Raw genomic sequence first — 15,015 nt, 5'->3', positions numbered from 1 at the left:
TACATACTATTTATCTGATTTTTGGACAATAGACAACCGTGAATTGTTAATTATTGTTACTTTGAGTTAAAGAAAGGCGAATACTGGCATCATTTAACAGTTTCTCGGTTAATTTTTCAGCTTTATCACCATCTTTAGCTGCAATCGCTTCAAAGACTTCACGATGAAAAGGAACAGAAGCGCCATTATCACGAGGGTCTTTATTGGTGACTTTAATACTGACCAATAAAGCTGAATATATCACTCCTTCCATAGAAGCGAGAAAACTATTGTTAGCTGCTTTCATCACCGATTTATGAAACAAAGAGTCGGCAATAATAAAGTCTTCCGCTGTACCGTCAGCTTTTGCCATACGTTCTACCGCTGATTCGATTTCAGCGAGGTTTTCTTCAGTTGCACGTTCTGCAGCCCATCTTGCTGCTTTTGGCTCAAATGCTAACCTAACGTCCATCAACTGTTTTAAAAACACAAGGTTTGGCGGTGCAGATAAATGCCAAGCTAAAATATCATCATCTAGCATGTTCCATTTATCGCGTGACTGAACACGTGTACCAATACCGCGTCTGACTTCTAGTAAACCTTTGCTTACTAGAATTTTAACGGCATCACGGACGACAACACGACTGACTTGATAACGAGATGCCAAGGCATTTTCATCATCAATAAGACTGTGGGCTTCGAATGCACCAGAAACAATGCGACGACCGAGTTCTTTAGCAACTTGTACTGAAAGACTAGGCGACATTCCTTGGGTGCATTTTAAATCGTAATATATTAATTCACTCATAGGTTAAATATAAACATAGTATGTTTAAGGTGTCAATTGAAACAATCTATGATTGAGACTTAATAATATATTGACTTCACATTAGATAAATTGATGCTTTGGGTGATAAGCAGAAGTAACTAAAAAAATAGCAGCCTTTCGGCTGCTAAAGCTACAACAGATACTTACTAGGAATAAGTATAAAGGAAAGCAAAACAACACTATTTGTATATAGCGACAACAGACAAGTTCAAAATCATCTCTGAAATGACTGAACTAATACAACTCACTGAACTCAGTTTACGGCATTATTGAACTCTAAAGATTTGGCTTAGTGAACTGTTAAGGTACTTTTATAACCTTGGACATATGCCATAGCGTTATGCTTAACTTGCTCAACACTCATTCCAGCTTTATATAAGCCGCTTCCTAAACCAAACCCACTGGCACCTGCATCAATAAATGCTTGCATAGTGTCTGGTGAAACGCCACCTACGGGTAAAATTTGGATGTCAGGCAATACAACTGACATCGCTTTTAACCCTTTGGGGCCAAGAGTATCAGCAGGAAATAACTTTAAAGAATCCGCACCTGCATGAATGGCTGCATAAGCTTCAGTAGGATTAAAAAAACCTGGAACACAATAAAGATTCTTAGCTTTACTGTACTTAATAATTTCAACGTCAGCATGAGGCGATATAATTATCCGACCGCCAGCAAGTTCGACTTGATCAACTTGCTCTTTGGACACCACCGTACCGGCACCGATCACAAGATTTTCACCGTACTTATCACTTAATAACTTAATGCTTTCGTAAGGTCGTGGCGAGTTGAGCGGTACCTCAATCACTTTATAGCCTTGTTCTACTAGCACATCTGCAATAGCGATAACTTCTTCAGGTGTCACACCACGTAAGATGGCAACTAAAGGTAATTCATTTAATGCATCTTTTAACGAAATAGCCATTAACTTGCTTCCTTAGATATAATTAAATTCGCCTGTTTAGCAATCGACAACATGCCAAGGGCTGATGCTTTAGCACTGCTCACTGTAGTCGACAAATACCCCAACTCTTTTAACGCTTCGCTATATAGGTTGTTTAGTTGAGAGCTGCCAATGAGATAAATATGTTCTAGGTTTGGCGATGAGGCTAAAACCGAACAAAGTTCTGATCCAATAAGTAAACCTGAAAGATAGCTAGTCACATCATCATCGGCTAAACGCTGCTCTAGCCTCAGTGTTCTGGCACTAAAAAGGTGATGCAGTAAGCCACCTTCACGCTGGCTTGTATGCACCCCTTGTAAAAAACCGTCCATATCTATTTCTTCAATATGCGATTCAGCACTTTTATCTAAACCTTTACCCAAAATGCTATGCTCAAGCACGATGTTGAACATCTCACCCGTCATATGCGTTGATAAATCATCTATCAAGGTATGGCCATGGTCGCTTTTCGCCATTCTTATCCATTTGGAGTGAGTGCCGGGTAAGCAAAACACTAATTTTTCAAGCTGGGCGTTATTTAAAAGGCCTAACTCATGTTCAATCAATGACACCGCGCCAAACACTTGCACTTCTTCACCGCGCATAACATCTGGTTGTAAATTAGATGTTTGGCATTTGAAACCTGGAACAATATGTAACTGTAACCCTGCTTGATTGTTCACTGCCTGTAATTGAGTTGCTGCTTGTTTAGCATCAGCAGGACACTCGACATAGCCTGCATCACACCAACCTTGTGCACTGCCGACCATGCCAGCCATTAATACAGGTACAACATTTTTCTGCGCACTAATGTCATTCAACCAAGGTTGAATTTGTTCAAGTAAAGCAGGTTCAAATTGCGCTTTTTCAAGGCACAACATACCTTGTGGTGACGTCACTTCGGACAAAATATGGCCACTTTTATCCAATAAGAAGGATCTAAAGTTACTACTACCCCAATCAACCGCTATAAGTGCAGGTTGAGGCGATGATGCATCTATCATGGGAGAATTCTCTAGAAAGGTTAATTAATGACTTCGTAATGTTTAATAAAGTCAGGATCAGGTTCAACACCAATCCCTGGACCTTGAGGTAAGGCAACACTGCCGCCACTGTCTTTTACTTGCTTTAAGATATTAAGCGGCTCTTTAAGTAAGTCTTCACGAAAACGATTCGGTGTAGTGTCATATTCAAGCATGGGTTGTACTGGATGCGCTGCCCCCGGTAAATCAGGTAATGCAGCTAGTAAATGAAGATTTGTACCGACGGCAATTGCTGAGCCCCAAACATGATTAATCACTGGGATAAAATGAGCATGAGCCATCGCTAAAACTTTTTGGTATTCAGTAATGCCGCCAAGTGCGCACACCTCAGGTTGCAGTAAGTCTACACAACGGTTTTCAATTAAGTCTCTAAAGCCCCAACGGGTAAACTCAGCTTCGCCACCTGCGATGGTCATATCCAACGCTTCACATAAATCACGATAACCTTGCTTATCTTCAGGAGCGACAGGTTCTTCAAACCAGTGAACACCTAAATTTTGTAGCTCACGCCCCAATGGAATCGCTTCTCTAGCAGTATAAGCATGATTCGCATCAACCATTAGACGCATATCGTTACCGATGCCTTTTCGTACAGCTTCTACGAGTTTAATGTCCCTATCAGGACTTAGACCGATTTTCATCTTAGTCGCAGTAAAACCCATTTCTTTAATACGAGCACTTTCATCGGTAAATCGAGCTTCTAAGTCATCAAAACGTTGTAGCATCATGCCGTAACCGTAGGCTGGAATACGCTCTCTAAATGCCCCGCCAAGTAGTTTATACACCGGCTGCCCATGAAACTTGCCTGCAATATCCCACAAAGCGATATCTACACCCGACAATGATTGGATAGGCATTCCCTTTTGGCCATGATCACGCATCAGGTTGTAGACCTTGTGCCAAATTACTTCCCTATCCAGTGGATCCATGCCTAGAATCATCGGCTGTATTACTTTTTCAACAATAGTTTTATTGGCAAAAGCAATACCGCCACCGCCAAAACATTCCCCCCAACCTGTAATACCTACATCAGTAATGACTTCAACTAAATGGGTCGTTCTTTGGGCGTAGTATTGCTGCGAATAACCTAATTCTTCTTCAAGATCGTATTGCAATACGTGGCTTTTTATTTCAATAATTTTCATCGAATAACTTCCTGGTAATACCGAATCAGCGATACTGAGACTTTTGCTAACTAACTAATAAAGAACTATTGCTAAAAACTAAACGGCACGAGAGACTCGTTTGTAAGCAAGGTAATCGTCCAGCGCTAGCAAGGAACAATCGACTCCAACTCCAGATTGCTTAATACCAAAATGAGGCAAATTAATCGCATATTTAATGCCATTCACTTGTACTTCTGCAAATCGTAGCTCATCAGCAAACCGCGTAACTCTGGCTTCATTAGTCGTGAAAATAAATGATGACAGGCCTGCCTCAGTGTTATTAGCTTCAGCTAAAACCTCATCATCTTTACTGAAAGTCATGATACTGATAACAGGTCCAAACACTTCCTCTTTAGCAATATCCATCTCAGGAGTGACACCACACAAGACAGTTGGGCTATAAAAATAGCCTGTTTCATGTCCTTCGGGCTTACCGCCACCCGTTAGTAACGTGGCACCTTTAACAATCGCATCTTGTACCAGTGCATCGATTCGGTGCCATGATGAAGCATCCATAACAGGTCCCATATCAATATCAGCTGTTTTATCAAAACCTACTTTGACAGAATGAGCACGGGTCAAAATCATTTCAATAAACTCATCTGCAATGGATTGTTCAACAAGCACCCGATTTGGTGTGACACAAATCTGACCTGCGTTCGCGAATTTCACGCCACAAATCACGTCTGCAGCATTGTTTAAATCAGCATCAGCAAAGACTATTGCAGGGGCATTACCGCCTAATTCCATTGAGTAGCGTTTAATGGATGTGGCGCCCGTTGCGATAACATGTTTACCGACATTGGTAGAACCAATTAAAGTTAACACTGAAGGGATAGTTGATGCTGAAATTGCATCGCCCACTTTATGATCCGGACCAGAAATAATGTTCACCACACCAGCTGGTAAGCCTATTTTTGCGCATAATTCACCAACGGCGTAAGCAGATAAAGGAGTTTTAACTGAAGGTTTAATGACAATCGGACAGCCCGCAGCCATTGCGGGGCCAATCTTGTAGGCAAGGTTTAGTAGTGGAAAATTCCAAGCTAAAAATGCTGCTGCCACACCCACAGGCTCACGTCTAAGTTCATGAGTATGAGTGCCCTCTTTATCTTCAAGTGTTTCTTGCTCAAGGTTCAACATAGCGTCGGCGTAAAAATTTAAGCTATCCACCAACATTTGGTAATCATCTTTTGTTGATGACCAAGGTTTTGCCATTTCAAGATGGATGCACTCTCTAAGATGTTGTTCGTTTTCAATCACAGCATCACGCAATTTGTACATCCAATCGGTTCTTTGCTTAATCGAGGTTTTAGACCAAATTGGAAATGCTTTATTTGCAGCCGCTAATGCTTGTTCAGCCTGGGCAATATCTGCTGCTGCAATACTGCCAACAGGGGTTAGAGTTGCAGGGTTGATAACTTCAGTTGTCAATCCACTAGAAACCAACTCACCACCGATATATAGTTGTTTTATAAGCATTAGCACAGCTCCATTTGTATATTTCTAATACGCTATTCGTTAAAACCTGTTACATAAACATCATAAAGCCATGGTGAGTAAAACCCTCTTTACTCACAGATAACACATCTAATGACTAGGCAGTTAACCAATAAAAGAATAAATCGCATAACATGATAAGTATTTAAACATATGATGTTTAAGAGTGCAATATACAAAGCCTAAATGTTTACAAAAATGTTAACAAAACATTTACCTTTGAGGATACAAGTAGGATGTTAAGGATTGCGACTTTGCTGGCGAAGATAAATAACTGGCAGAACTTAGGAAGGAATATTTAAAAAGCGGCAATATTTTAGCTAGCCGATAACAAGCTTCTATAAGGTCTTGCTATCGGTTTATATTAAGGTGCCGAATTAGGCTATAGAATGATATTTTTGAAAAGATAGTAATGCTATTAGTATTTATTTGGACTTACCTTTGGCATCATTTTGACTGATCACTAAGCGACCTAAATACTCCGACAAACCAACACCTTTGCGAACGGTTTCGGCCCAGTGACTACCTAAGATAAAACCAATAGCTGTGCAAACAGGTAATATCACACCTGTTAACTCTCCAGTTAGATATAGGCTTAATACTGCGCCAATACCTGCACATAATAACGTTGGAGACAGTGCGATTGAAAGCCACAATAATGATTTTACAAACAGTTCTATTATAAGCATTGAAGTTCCTTTTCAAATTAAATACAAGATTTAAACTATCATAAATTCAATCAATTAAGAATAGAATAAGCATGAGACTATGAAAGAAAGGTCCATAGCAGGATAAATTGTTAACGTTAGCATATAGGTGCTGTTAAATAGTAAAAAAGAAATGACCTTAATGAATGTCTCCGTAATAGTGATTGCTTTTCATGTTTAACTTGCGACACAAAGCGAAAGAGATAGGTCTGAACAATTACCCTTTAATAAAGCACTCGATGGACCATTTACGACAACTGTTTGCAAGAAGAACTGCTACAGAATCTCGTTCAACAGCCTCTTTTAATGAATCCGCACTTCCTAAACAAGGCTCTAAGCCAATGACATAAGCGGGCGCTAAATCACTGCCTGACCAACCACAATAATTAAGCCATAAGCCAAAATGTGAAATCTCACCTCGATTAAAGCGAAAACCACACATCTGCTTGCGCTCTGGTTCAAAGAGCGCGACTTCAACCAGTTGATTACTATCTTCAGGTATTTGCCGAACTAACTCATTACTGAATAGTTTACTAGCAAATTGGCTAGATTCAGGCATTACGTCAGCAAGGCTAACCACTTTATCGGTTGATTCACCAAAATAAAGCCAGTTTATGTGTCGTTGTGAGGAATTAAAAAAGTCTTTAAAACCACTGTCAGCCCTGAATTGGTGGATAGATTCAGATAATTGAATAGTCATCCCCTCTTTAGCTGCGAATATAGGGTGCATAGACCAGACAAATGGTAAATCATCGGCTCCGTGATTAGTTACACAATACTCAATTGTAAAATAATCACTTTCAGTACTTAAACTGATGGTTCTCTCAAATGTATACGGTAATTGTTTACTTGTGCAAAGCAGAGTCACAGCTACATACCCATTAATTTCAGCGACTTTGCTAACTTGCCATGGCATACACCATAACTCACCATGATCGGGAATTTTGACGTGACTGTAGTTAGGGTGGGAATAGATTTCCTGGCTAATACTTGGGAAACACTCATCCCAGCCACCTATGTCATTACCATCAACAAACGAATCACCATATTGAGCTTTGCTGAGCTGGCCGTATGGCGTTTGTTGTAGCCATTCATGCTGCATGGTAACGGACTTAAGGGAAATGATTTTGCCCCCAAGTTGAGGCATGACAGTCATAGACACTTGGTTATTAGCTATTGTGATTGCCTCAAAGCCATCAATTTTAGAATAAGTTAACTTTAACACTGCAGATTAACGCTAAACACTGTACAGCATGTGCCTATCAAAAAGCGCTCATCGACAATCGCCCAAAACAATGCGCTTTTAATCATGATAAATAACTGAGCGACCACCATCGACGACAAGGCTTTGACCTGTCATAAAACTTGAGTCTTGACTGGCTAAAAATAAAGCCGGTTTTGCTATTTCACTGGTAGTGCCGTTACGCTTTAAAGGATGCACCTCTGCCATAGCTTGACGAGAGCCCTGCGGATCGTCAGTTGCATCCCAAGATTTAAATGCCATTGGCGTTTCAATCATCCCGGGGCAAAGTGCATTCACGCGAATGTTACTGTCAGCAAATTCGACAGCTAAATTACGTGTCAGGCCTATGACTGCATGCTTGGTAACCGCATACGGGAAATAACCGGGTACAATTTTAAACGAGTGCACTGAACCAATATTAACAATACTGCCGCGGCCATTTTGTTTCATGTATGGATACACAGCTTTGCTGCAATACCACATCCCATCGACATTAACTGAAAAACATTTCTTCCAAGCATCGACCGACACATCATCAATTTGGTTACCAGGACTAATTAAGGCGGCATTATTAATTAACACTGTAGGCTCACCTAACTCCTTAACTGTTTTTGCTACCATTGCATTGACCAAATCTTCATCTGCAATATCTACAAATGCGAAAATAGCCTGATGACCTTTAGCAACCAGTTTATCGACCACTTGTTGACCTAATGTTTGGTTCATATCTGCTACGCAAACTTTAGCCCCCTGCTGACAAAATTCTTCAGCAATGGTGCAGCCAATACCGTCAGCACCACCGGTAATAATGGCTACTTCACCCATTAAACGATCAGACATATTATTCTCTTTTTTTTTAATTAGTTAGGTTTTCACACTATGATTAAGAACTGTAAGCAAACCAGTTAACGAGACAGTAAACACCCTGTTAAAGTTAGTGTTAACGCTCGTGTACCAATTCACGCTCAATCGCTTCAATGGTCTTGCCTTTTGTTTCAGGCAAAATCAACGCCATGACAATACAACCGATAAACGCAACGCCGCCATAGTATAAAAAGGTATTCGCAGCGCCCATGTTTTCTAATTGCCACGGGAAAAACTGTTGAATACTCCAACTTGAAATACTTTGCACTAGTGCAGCAAAAGGCAGCGCCACACTTCTCACTCGGCTAGAAAATATTTCAGAGAATATGACCCACATAATTGGGCCAATTGACATATTAAATGCCGCTAAAAATGCGAATAAGCCAAATAAAACAAATGCTGGGTTGATGGTTATTGATTCGTTAATCACCACACCACTGATCAAAGGCAATTCTTTTTTAGTATACACACTGGCCAAATCTGCTTTTAATGCTACATCTGTGTCATAGGTTTTACCCAAAAATGGTAATAATTTGTCAGCATCGACCTGTTGCAGTGCCACTTTTTGAATAACAGACTGGCTAATTTGATAACTCGCGTTATCAAAACCGTACCAAATTGATCCATGCGCTAACACAATCAATAAAAGGCCTGATACCGTAAGTACTTTCCTACCTAATTTTTCTACGGTAAAAATTGCGACTAAAGTAAACAGTACTGAAACTCCACCTAATACAATAGTTTGTAAAAAAGTATCTTCTACACTCATACCAATTTGCTCAAATACAGTTGGCGCATAAAACAGCACCGCATTCATCCCTGTCGCGCCTTGAACAACGGCATACACAACAGCAATAATAACTAAAAACCGCATTGGTTTGCTAAACAGTAATTTAAGCTGCTGTACGACAGTATTTGTACTGTCTTGTTTAATGGTTTGCTTAATATCAGTCATTAACTCACTGACTTCACCTTGTGCAGTGATTTGCTCAAATACAGCTTTAGCCTCATCATCTCGCTGCTTGCTCAGTAACCAACGTGGTGATTCCGGGATGGTAAGCAATAACGAAAACCAAATAATATTTGGCACAATCTCGAAGCCGAGCATTAAACGCCAAATATTCTCATCCGTTAATGATTCAATGCTGCCCATAGAGCTAACAAGAAAATAGTTAATAACAAATGCAATCAAACTGCCTAAAGTAATAAGCAGCTGATTAACAGAGACAAATTGACCGCGCTGTTTTGCAGGGGCTATTTCACCAATATACATGGCCGAAACAGTGATTGAAGCAAATGCCACACCACCAATAAACCGCCCTACTACTAGCATTTCATAACTGTTGGCGAATGAAGAAATAACAGTAGATAACGAGTACGTGAGTGCAATGCCAAGCAACACCTTTTTACGACCAAAACGCTGACATAAGCTACCAGTGAAGAACAAAGCTAGAATAACACCAACAATGGCACAACCTACGACGTTACCTGTTTGTAAACTGGTTAACTCAAATTGAGAGCTAACAAACCTCAGTGCTCCAGAAATATTCGCAGCATCTAAACCAAATACAAAGCCACCAAATGCGGCAATCATCGAAAATTTAATCGCTTGAAAGTGCTTATTTTTATCAGTCAGTTTGTTATCGGCCCGCTTATTACCAGTAGACGCCGTTTCTGACATTGTTGTTTCTAGCAAAGTGATATCCCCACATCTTGTTTCTTAATTACCCTGTCAGAAAACATCTTTATATATGCAATAACGCAAATTAAAAGCTGACCTTTTCTAATACAGAATAAAGAACGAATCATTCCATTAACAAGATTTAAACATATGATGTTTCAATAGGCAATATGTTTGTTAATTATATTAACATTGGGATATTAAGTGGCCTGGGTACAGCTGAGAGCAATTAGGAATGAAAAATAGTTGAAACGACTATCAAATAATCTGACTGATGGTGATTGCAGAGTAAAACGATAATTGATTGTAACTTACTTTACTTTTCAGGTTGTTACTACATTTATTTTTTACAAAAAAACATAATAAACGTTTATATAGCGGTGTAGAGATCAGTAAAGTAAGACGAAGTTAGGAAGGTTGAATTAGCAAAGAGATTAAATTAACGAATAAGGTTCAATTAGCTAATGTAGGATATATTACTCTGCAAATATGTATCGAGTGTATAAGCATAAGCGCAATACTGTTTAGCCGTGTCTTTCAATTGATTGTTATGAACAGGCTGGAGACGATTTTTGTGCTGAAACAACAAGTTTGTAGTCAGATAAAAGTGTTAACTCTGCATACCGTTACGCCTAGCCTATATCTGTATGACTTTATTCAAAATTACTTATTCGTTTCACAAACACTTAAATCAAAATCATCTGGTATTTCGTGTGGCATTTGCTCTACTTGGAAATAACCCCAAACAGAAAATAATATAAATAAGCTAGGTGTTAAAAGGTGAAGTATTGACTTACCACTTGCTTTCCAGCCTCGCAGAATTGAAGTGGGTTTATATACTTTTACCCCTTTAGGCGGAAACTGTTTATGAATAATCCCTTTATATCCAAGAGGTACAGTAACCAAACCGATTATGACGGCACTGAATAGTGGTAAACCTACAAATAAAGCATGCCACATGACTGTAATCCCAGAGTAACCGAACAGAGTTCGGCAATGTACAGTATCAACATACTCATTAATAAAAGGGAGATACCACTTTTCATTAATTATGAGTATCAGCACAGCCAATAGAAGAAATAAAAATATCCTCTTAAACTTTTCAGGTTTTGAGAACTCTTCTGCGTATTCGATAACGCTCTCCTTGTGTAAAGTGTAAAGTGCAAAAGATTCAACACAGGGCTGATAATGCTAGCCCAAAATGTGTAGCGAAGCGAAACCAAGCTATAGCTAGCTGCTTGATTACGTTGATTAGCATACTTAGCTCAAATCGCTAATTTGAAGAAGAGTGACCCACACGAGTGTGAAGATAACACTGTCAGTAATTTACCCCTTTATTAACTGACAGTCTTATTCCGTTAGATTAACAGCAGGCTCAAATAGCCCTTTGACTTTAGTATGTAACAGGATTGTCGTGCCATGGATATTTGCGGTAACTGGCGCTTCCTCGAGTCCACATTGTGCTGAGGTAGTAAATAATTTGTCCGCGAGTTCTCCGCCAAATGCTGGGCAAGTCGGTCTTGATGTGCCGGTATCTACCCTTTCGAGCTCTTTACCTTCTGGCGAAAGGCAAACTATACAACCACCATCCCATAATGACACCCAAACATTACCCTCTGCATCTACAATCGCACCATCTGGCGACACTGCTGAGTCTGAAAAGTCAAAGAATAGCCTTGCATCTCGACGTCTAAGCTCTGAATCAGAAAATTCATCAACAGGCCAACCTGTAACGGCATCTAAGCTAATCCAATACATTTTTTGCGCGGCAGAATCGGCGTAATATGCGCGCTGACGTGATTTATCAAAGCACATGCCATTGGGAATGGTTAAATCGGTAATTATGGTCTTAAGTTGACCTTGGTAATAGCGATAAAAACAGCCTTTGTTTGGCGTTGCGTCATTATCCATAGTGCCAATCCAAAAACCGCCCCAAGGATCGGCTCTGCCGTCATTACTGCGATTCGAGCTAACTTGATGCTCAACATGCACTATTAACTGCGTTTGTTTCGTATCGAGATTGAATCTATACAAGCCCGTTTCAGTGGCTATGACTAAGTGGTTTTGATCGACCCAACCTATTGCCGTCACCATTTGATCAAACGTATGCTGGCTAGTCTGTTCACCTTTTCTACTCATCAACTGCTTATTAGGGAAGTCGACCCAATATAAAGTGTCAGTTAAAGGGTGCCACAGTGGGCTCTCGCCAACATAATTAACTCTACTATCAAAAACCTGACTGCTCATGTTATTCCTTTGATTCGCCTGTGGTATTTTGCGCCACTTTCAGAATAATTCTGATTACCAATTAGTATGTGAACCATCACGTTTACTTAAATGTGGGGCTTCTGTCTCTATGGGGGTTGCTTGTCTAAATGCCGCTTCATTTACTTCTACACCCAAACCTGGAACATCTGGCAACATAAAAACGTTACCTTCAAGTTCGTGCTGTAATGGGAATAAATTAGTGTCATGGGCTCCGAATGGACTGAATGGTCCTTGATGGGTTTCCATTAAACTAAAATTAGCTAAAGCTGCGGCAAAGTGATTTGTTGCAGCTGTACAGACCGGCCCTAATGGGTTGTGAGGCATCACATCTATATAATGCGCTTCAGCCCACCCTGCGACTTTCATCGCTTCAGTTAGGCCACCAATATTACAAACATCGACACGTAGATATTGAGTTAACCCTTGTTCAATATAAGGTTTGGCCGCCCATTTCGAACTAAACTCTTCACCAATAGCAAACGGAATATTTGTCATGGTGCGCAGTGTTTTATAAGCATCAGGTGATTCATTGCGAATAGGTTCTTCGATAAAGTCCAGCGTATCTGGTGCTAATCGCTGACAAAATGAAGCCGTTTCCGCCACACTTAGTCTATGGTGATAATCAATCCCCAAGGTAATATCTGGTCCAAGAATTTTGCGTAGCTCATTTAAACAACGTGCTGTGCGAGTAATAGACTCTTGTGGTTCAAATAATTTAGGATCGTCAAAGCGACTTGGGATCACTCGAATTGTGGTCCAGCCTAGTTCTATTAGCGCTTTAGCTTCGTTAACGAGTTCATCTAAACGGTCAGGATCTGCCTCAGTATAGCAACAAGCAAAACAAGGAATATTGTCTCGCTGTTTACCCCCTAACAATTGATAAACTGGTACATTTAGCTTTTTACCCAAAATATCGTAAAGCGCAATATCAATTGCTGATATGGCAGCTGTTATTACCCTGCCACCTTCAAAGTAGTGACTTCGATAAAGCTCTTGCCAAATACGACCTATTTGTCTTGCATCTTTGCCTTTTAAAAACTGGGCAAAGTGTTTAACAGCGCCCATCACTGCATATTCACGGTTAGATAAACCAGACTCTCCCCAGCCGATAATTCCGCATTCTGTAACTACTTTTACAAGTAACTGATTACGACTACCAACACAGCCTAGCAGCGCTTCTACAGATTCAATTTTCATTTAAATGCACCATCTAATTATTATCATTATTTTTGCGGTTATTCTGTTCTTGGCGATGACTACACCACAACCAGTTAATCTTCTTGCCAATAATTTAACTTTTTTACGCTAGTTAACTGGCACTTAGCTTACTGCGTCGCTGGCAAACGATATTTATCCATTCTGTCCATATCGTATTTTTCAAACTTACGCTTTAATAACCAGCGCGGACGCTCTAAAGTGAGCTCCCAAGTAAACAAATCTTTGAACATCTTTTTAACGCGCTCAGGCTCTGCTGCTGCAAGATTGTGTTGCTCGCCAATATCATCAGCTAAGTTATATAACTCTGCAGGTCTATCAGGAAAACGAATAAGCTTCCAATCTTGATCGCGAATCACAGCGCGCGTTTCTTTTTTCCAGAACATCTGTTGATGCGGTCGACTTACATTGTCGCCGTTTATATAAGGCAGCAAATCAACGCCGTCAGTATCTGTTACTTTATCAGCACCACCTGCGGCTGCAACAAAAGTAGGTAATAAATCTAAGGTACTAACTGGATAGTCATAACGTTGATTAGATTTAATTTTTGCTGGCCAGCTCATGATAAATGGCACACGGATCCCACCTTCTAAATGATTAGATTTCGTGCCTGCTAATGGTGCATTGTTCGATGCGTTTTTATCGGTTGGACCACCATTATCATTGGTAAATACCACGATAGTATTATCAGCTAAATCGAGTGCTTCAAGTTTGTTCATCACTATGCCGGTTGCTCTATCCATGGCTAAGGTCATGGCGGCTAACTCTTGTTGTTTTCCCGATAATTTTGGGAATTTAAGTAGATCATCAGGCTTTGACTCCATCGGAGTGTGCACAGCATTAAAGGCAAGATAGATGAAAAATGGATCGTGTTTATTTTGCTCAATAAAGTCTGCAGCGGCTTGGCCAAGAATGTCCGTTAAGTAGCCTTCTCTTTCTTCAAAATGGCCTATTCCGCGTTCTAGTTGTTTGTCATACATAGTGCTGTTAGGGTCATTTTCAATTTGTTTTGGGTATTTAAAGTAACTGCGATCGCCACCTCTAAAACCTAAAAACTCGTCAAAACCGCGGTTTAATGGATGGAACCGTTCGGCGCTGCCTAAATGCCACTTACCCAATACGGCAGTTTTATAACCTTGTTCTTTTAAGTAGTCTGCCATGGTTGTTTGATCAACTGGCAAGCCCATTTCAGGCCCTAATAACGCTGAGTTATCACTCATAAAACCCGGTACGTTGATTTCTTCGTAGCCAAATCTTTGCTGATATTTACCTGTCATTAATCCAGCTCTCGATGGACCACAGGTTGCATCACTCACATAGCCTTGACTAAAAATAACCCCTTGCTCTGCAATATTGTCTAAATGCGGGGTTTGCATGATTTGACTGCCTTGAAAGCCAAAGTCGCCATAGCCGGCATCATCGGCAAAAATGAGAATGATATTTGGTTTGTCAGTCGCAGTAGTGAGCTTCGCTTCAGACTGTTTCTGTGTTTGTTGTCTCGTCTCACCTTGCGCATAGACGTTAAGGGTTAACAGGCTAGACAATATCACTACGCTTTTGATTATTCTTACTTTCAT

General features: G+C 40.2%; 13 protein-coding genes. All 13 read right to left on the bottom strand.

Annotated elements, in window-relative coordinates:
* Positions 1–46: 46 nt before the first annotated feature.
* The 13 genes from AB4153_RS02580 to AB4153_RS02520 all read right to left on the bottom strand — a co-directional run bounded on the left by AB4153_RS02580 (position 47) and on the right by AB4153_RS02520 (position 15,015).
* Positions 47–787 (bottom strand): FadR/GntR family transcriptional regulator, encoded by a 741-nt coding sequence (locus AB4153_RS02580; protein WP_102527217.1) that lies wholly within the window; start codon positions 785–787, stop codon positions 47–49.
* Positions 788–1,097: 310 nt separating this feature from the next.
* Complete coding sequence (locus AB4153_RS02575) at positions 1,098–1,733, bottom strand: 2-dehydro-3-deoxy-6-phosphogalactonate aldolase (RefSeq protein ID WP_102435578.1); 636 nt, start codon at positions 1,731–1,733, stop codon at positions 1,098–1,100.
* A complete protein-coding gene (locus tag AB4153_RS02570; RefSeq protein WP_102527216.1) occupies positions 1,733–2,755 on the bottom strand; it encodes a 2-dehydro-3-deoxygalactonokinase in 1,023 nt (340 codons plus the stop codon). The genes AB4153_RS02575 and AB4153_RS02570 overlap by 1 nt, the downstream gene beginning before the upstream one ends.
* 20 nt (positions 2,756–2,775) lie before the next feature.
* Positions 2,776–3,939, bottom strand: a complete 1,164-nt coding sequence (locus AB4153_RS02565; protein ID WP_102527215.1) for a mandelate racemase/muconate lactonizing enzyme family protein — start codon at positions 3,937–3,939, stop codon at positions 2,776–2,778.
* A 78-nt stretch (positions 3,940–4,017) separates the two neighbouring features.
* Entirely contained in the window at positions 4,018–5,442 is a 1,425-nt protein-coding gene (locus AB4153_RS02560) for an aldehyde dehydrogenase family protein (protein ID WP_102527214.1), read from the bottom strand.
* Between the two features lie 443 nt (positions 5,443–5,885).
* The gene (locus AB4153_RS02555) at positions 5,886–6,149 is read right to left on the bottom strand and encodes a hypothetical protein (RefSeq protein ID WP_102435586.1); all 264 of its coding nucleotides are present in this window, start codon (positions 6,147–6,149) and stop codon (positions 5,886–5,888) included.
* A 235-nt stretch (positions 6,150–6,384) separates the two neighbouring features.
* Positions 6,385–7,392, bottom strand: a complete 1,008-nt coding sequence (locus AB4153_RS02550) for a hypothetical protein (protein WP_371996260.1) — start codon at positions 7,390–7,392, stop codon at positions 6,385–6,387.
* Between the two features lie 78 nt (positions 7,393–7,470).
* On the bottom strand, positions 7,471–8,250 hold the full coding sequence (locus tag AB4153_RS02545; protein ID WP_371996258.1) for a glucose 1-dehydrogenase: 780 nt from the start codon (positions 8,248–8,250) through the stop codon (positions 7,471–7,473).
* A gap of 100 nt (positions 8,251–8,350) precedes the next feature.
* Positions 8,351–9,970, bottom strand: a complete 1,620-nt coding sequence (locus AB4153_RS02540) for an MFS transporter (RefSeq protein WP_371996257.1) — start codon at positions 9,968–9,970, stop codon at positions 8,351–8,353.
* A 648-nt stretch (positions 9,971–10,618) separates the two neighbouring features.
* A complete protein-coding gene (locus AB4153_RS02535; protein ID WP_371996256.1) occupies positions 10,619–10,915 on the bottom strand; it encodes a hypothetical protein in 297 nt (98 codons plus the stop codon).
* A 390-nt stretch (positions 10,916–11,305) separates the two neighbouring features.
* Positions 11,306–12,202: an SMP-30/gluconolactonase/LRE family protein gene (locus tag AB4153_RS02530; RefSeq protein ID WP_371996255.1), complete on the bottom strand. Its 897-nt coding sequence runs from the start codon at positions 12,200–12,202 to the stop codon at positions 11,306–11,308.
* Between the two features lie 54 nt (positions 12,203–12,256).
* Positions 12,257–13,420, bottom strand: a complete 1,164-nt coding sequence (locus AB4153_RS02525; protein ID WP_102527208.1) for a mandelate racemase/muconate lactonizing enzyme family protein — start codon at positions 13,418–13,420, stop codon at positions 12,257–12,259.
* Between the two features lie 128 nt (positions 13,421–13,548).
* Entirely contained in the window at positions 13,549–15,015 is a 1,467-nt protein-coding gene (locus AB4153_RS02520; RefSeq protein WP_102527207.1) for a sulfatase, read from the bottom strand.

The sequence above is a fragment of the Shewanella sp. 10N.286.52.E4 genome, assembly GCF_041468785.1.
Lineage (GTDB): Bacteria > Pseudomonadota > Gammaproteobacteria > Enterobacterales > Shewanellaceae > Shewanella > Shewanella electrodiphila.
The sequence above is the reverse complement of the archived record's forward strand: the minus strand, read 5'-3'. Positions and strand labels throughout refer to the sequence as shown.

Excerpts from the sequence above, each read along its gene's own strand:
- AB4153_RS02565 (WP_102527215.1), bottom strand. The coding sequence starts at position 3,939 with ATGAAAATTATTGAAATAAAAAGCCACGTATTGCAATACGATCTTGAA.
- AB4153_RS02535 (WP_371996256.1), bottom strand. The coding sequence starts at position 10,915 with ATGTGGCATGCTTTATTTGTAGGTTTACCACTATTCAGTGCCGTCATA.
- AB4153_RS02580 (WP_102527217.1), bottom strand. The coding sequence starts at position 787 with ATGAGTGAATTAATATATTACGATTTAAAATGCACCCAAGGAATGTCG.
- AB4153_RS02560 (WP_102527214.1), bottom strand. The coding sequence starts at position 5,442 with ATGCTTATAAAACAACTATATATCGGTGGTGAGTTGGTTTCTAGTGGA.
- AB4153_RS02520 (WP_102527207.1), bottom strand. The coding sequence starts at position 15,015 with ATGAAAGTAAGAATAATCAAAAGCGTAGTGATATTGTCTAGCCTGTTA.
- AB4153_RS02525 (WP_102527208.1), bottom strand. The coding sequence starts at position 13,420 with ATGAAAATTGAATCTGTAGAAGCGCTGCTAGGCTGTGTTGGTAGTCGT.
- AB4153_RS02575 (WP_102435578.1), bottom strand. The coding sequence starts at position 1,733 with ATGGCTATTTCGTTAAAAGATGCATTAAATGAATTACCTTTAGTTGCC.
- AB4153_RS02545 (WP_371996258.1), bottom strand. The coding sequence starts at position 8,250 with ATGTCTGATCGTTTAATGGGTGAAGTAGCCATTATTACCGGTGGTGCT.
- AB4153_RS02530 (WP_371996255.1), bottom strand. The coding sequence starts at position 12,202 with ATGAGCAGTCAGGTTTTTGATAGTAGAGTTAATTATGTTGGCGAGAGC.
- AB4153_RS02555 (WP_102435586.1), bottom strand. The coding sequence starts at position 6,149 with ATGCTTATAATAGAACTGTTTGTAAAATCATTATTGTGGCTTTCAATC.
- AB4153_RS02570 (WP_102527216.1), bottom strand. The coding sequence starts at position 2,755 with ATGATAGATGCATCATCGCCTCAACCTGCACTTATAGCGGTTGATTGG.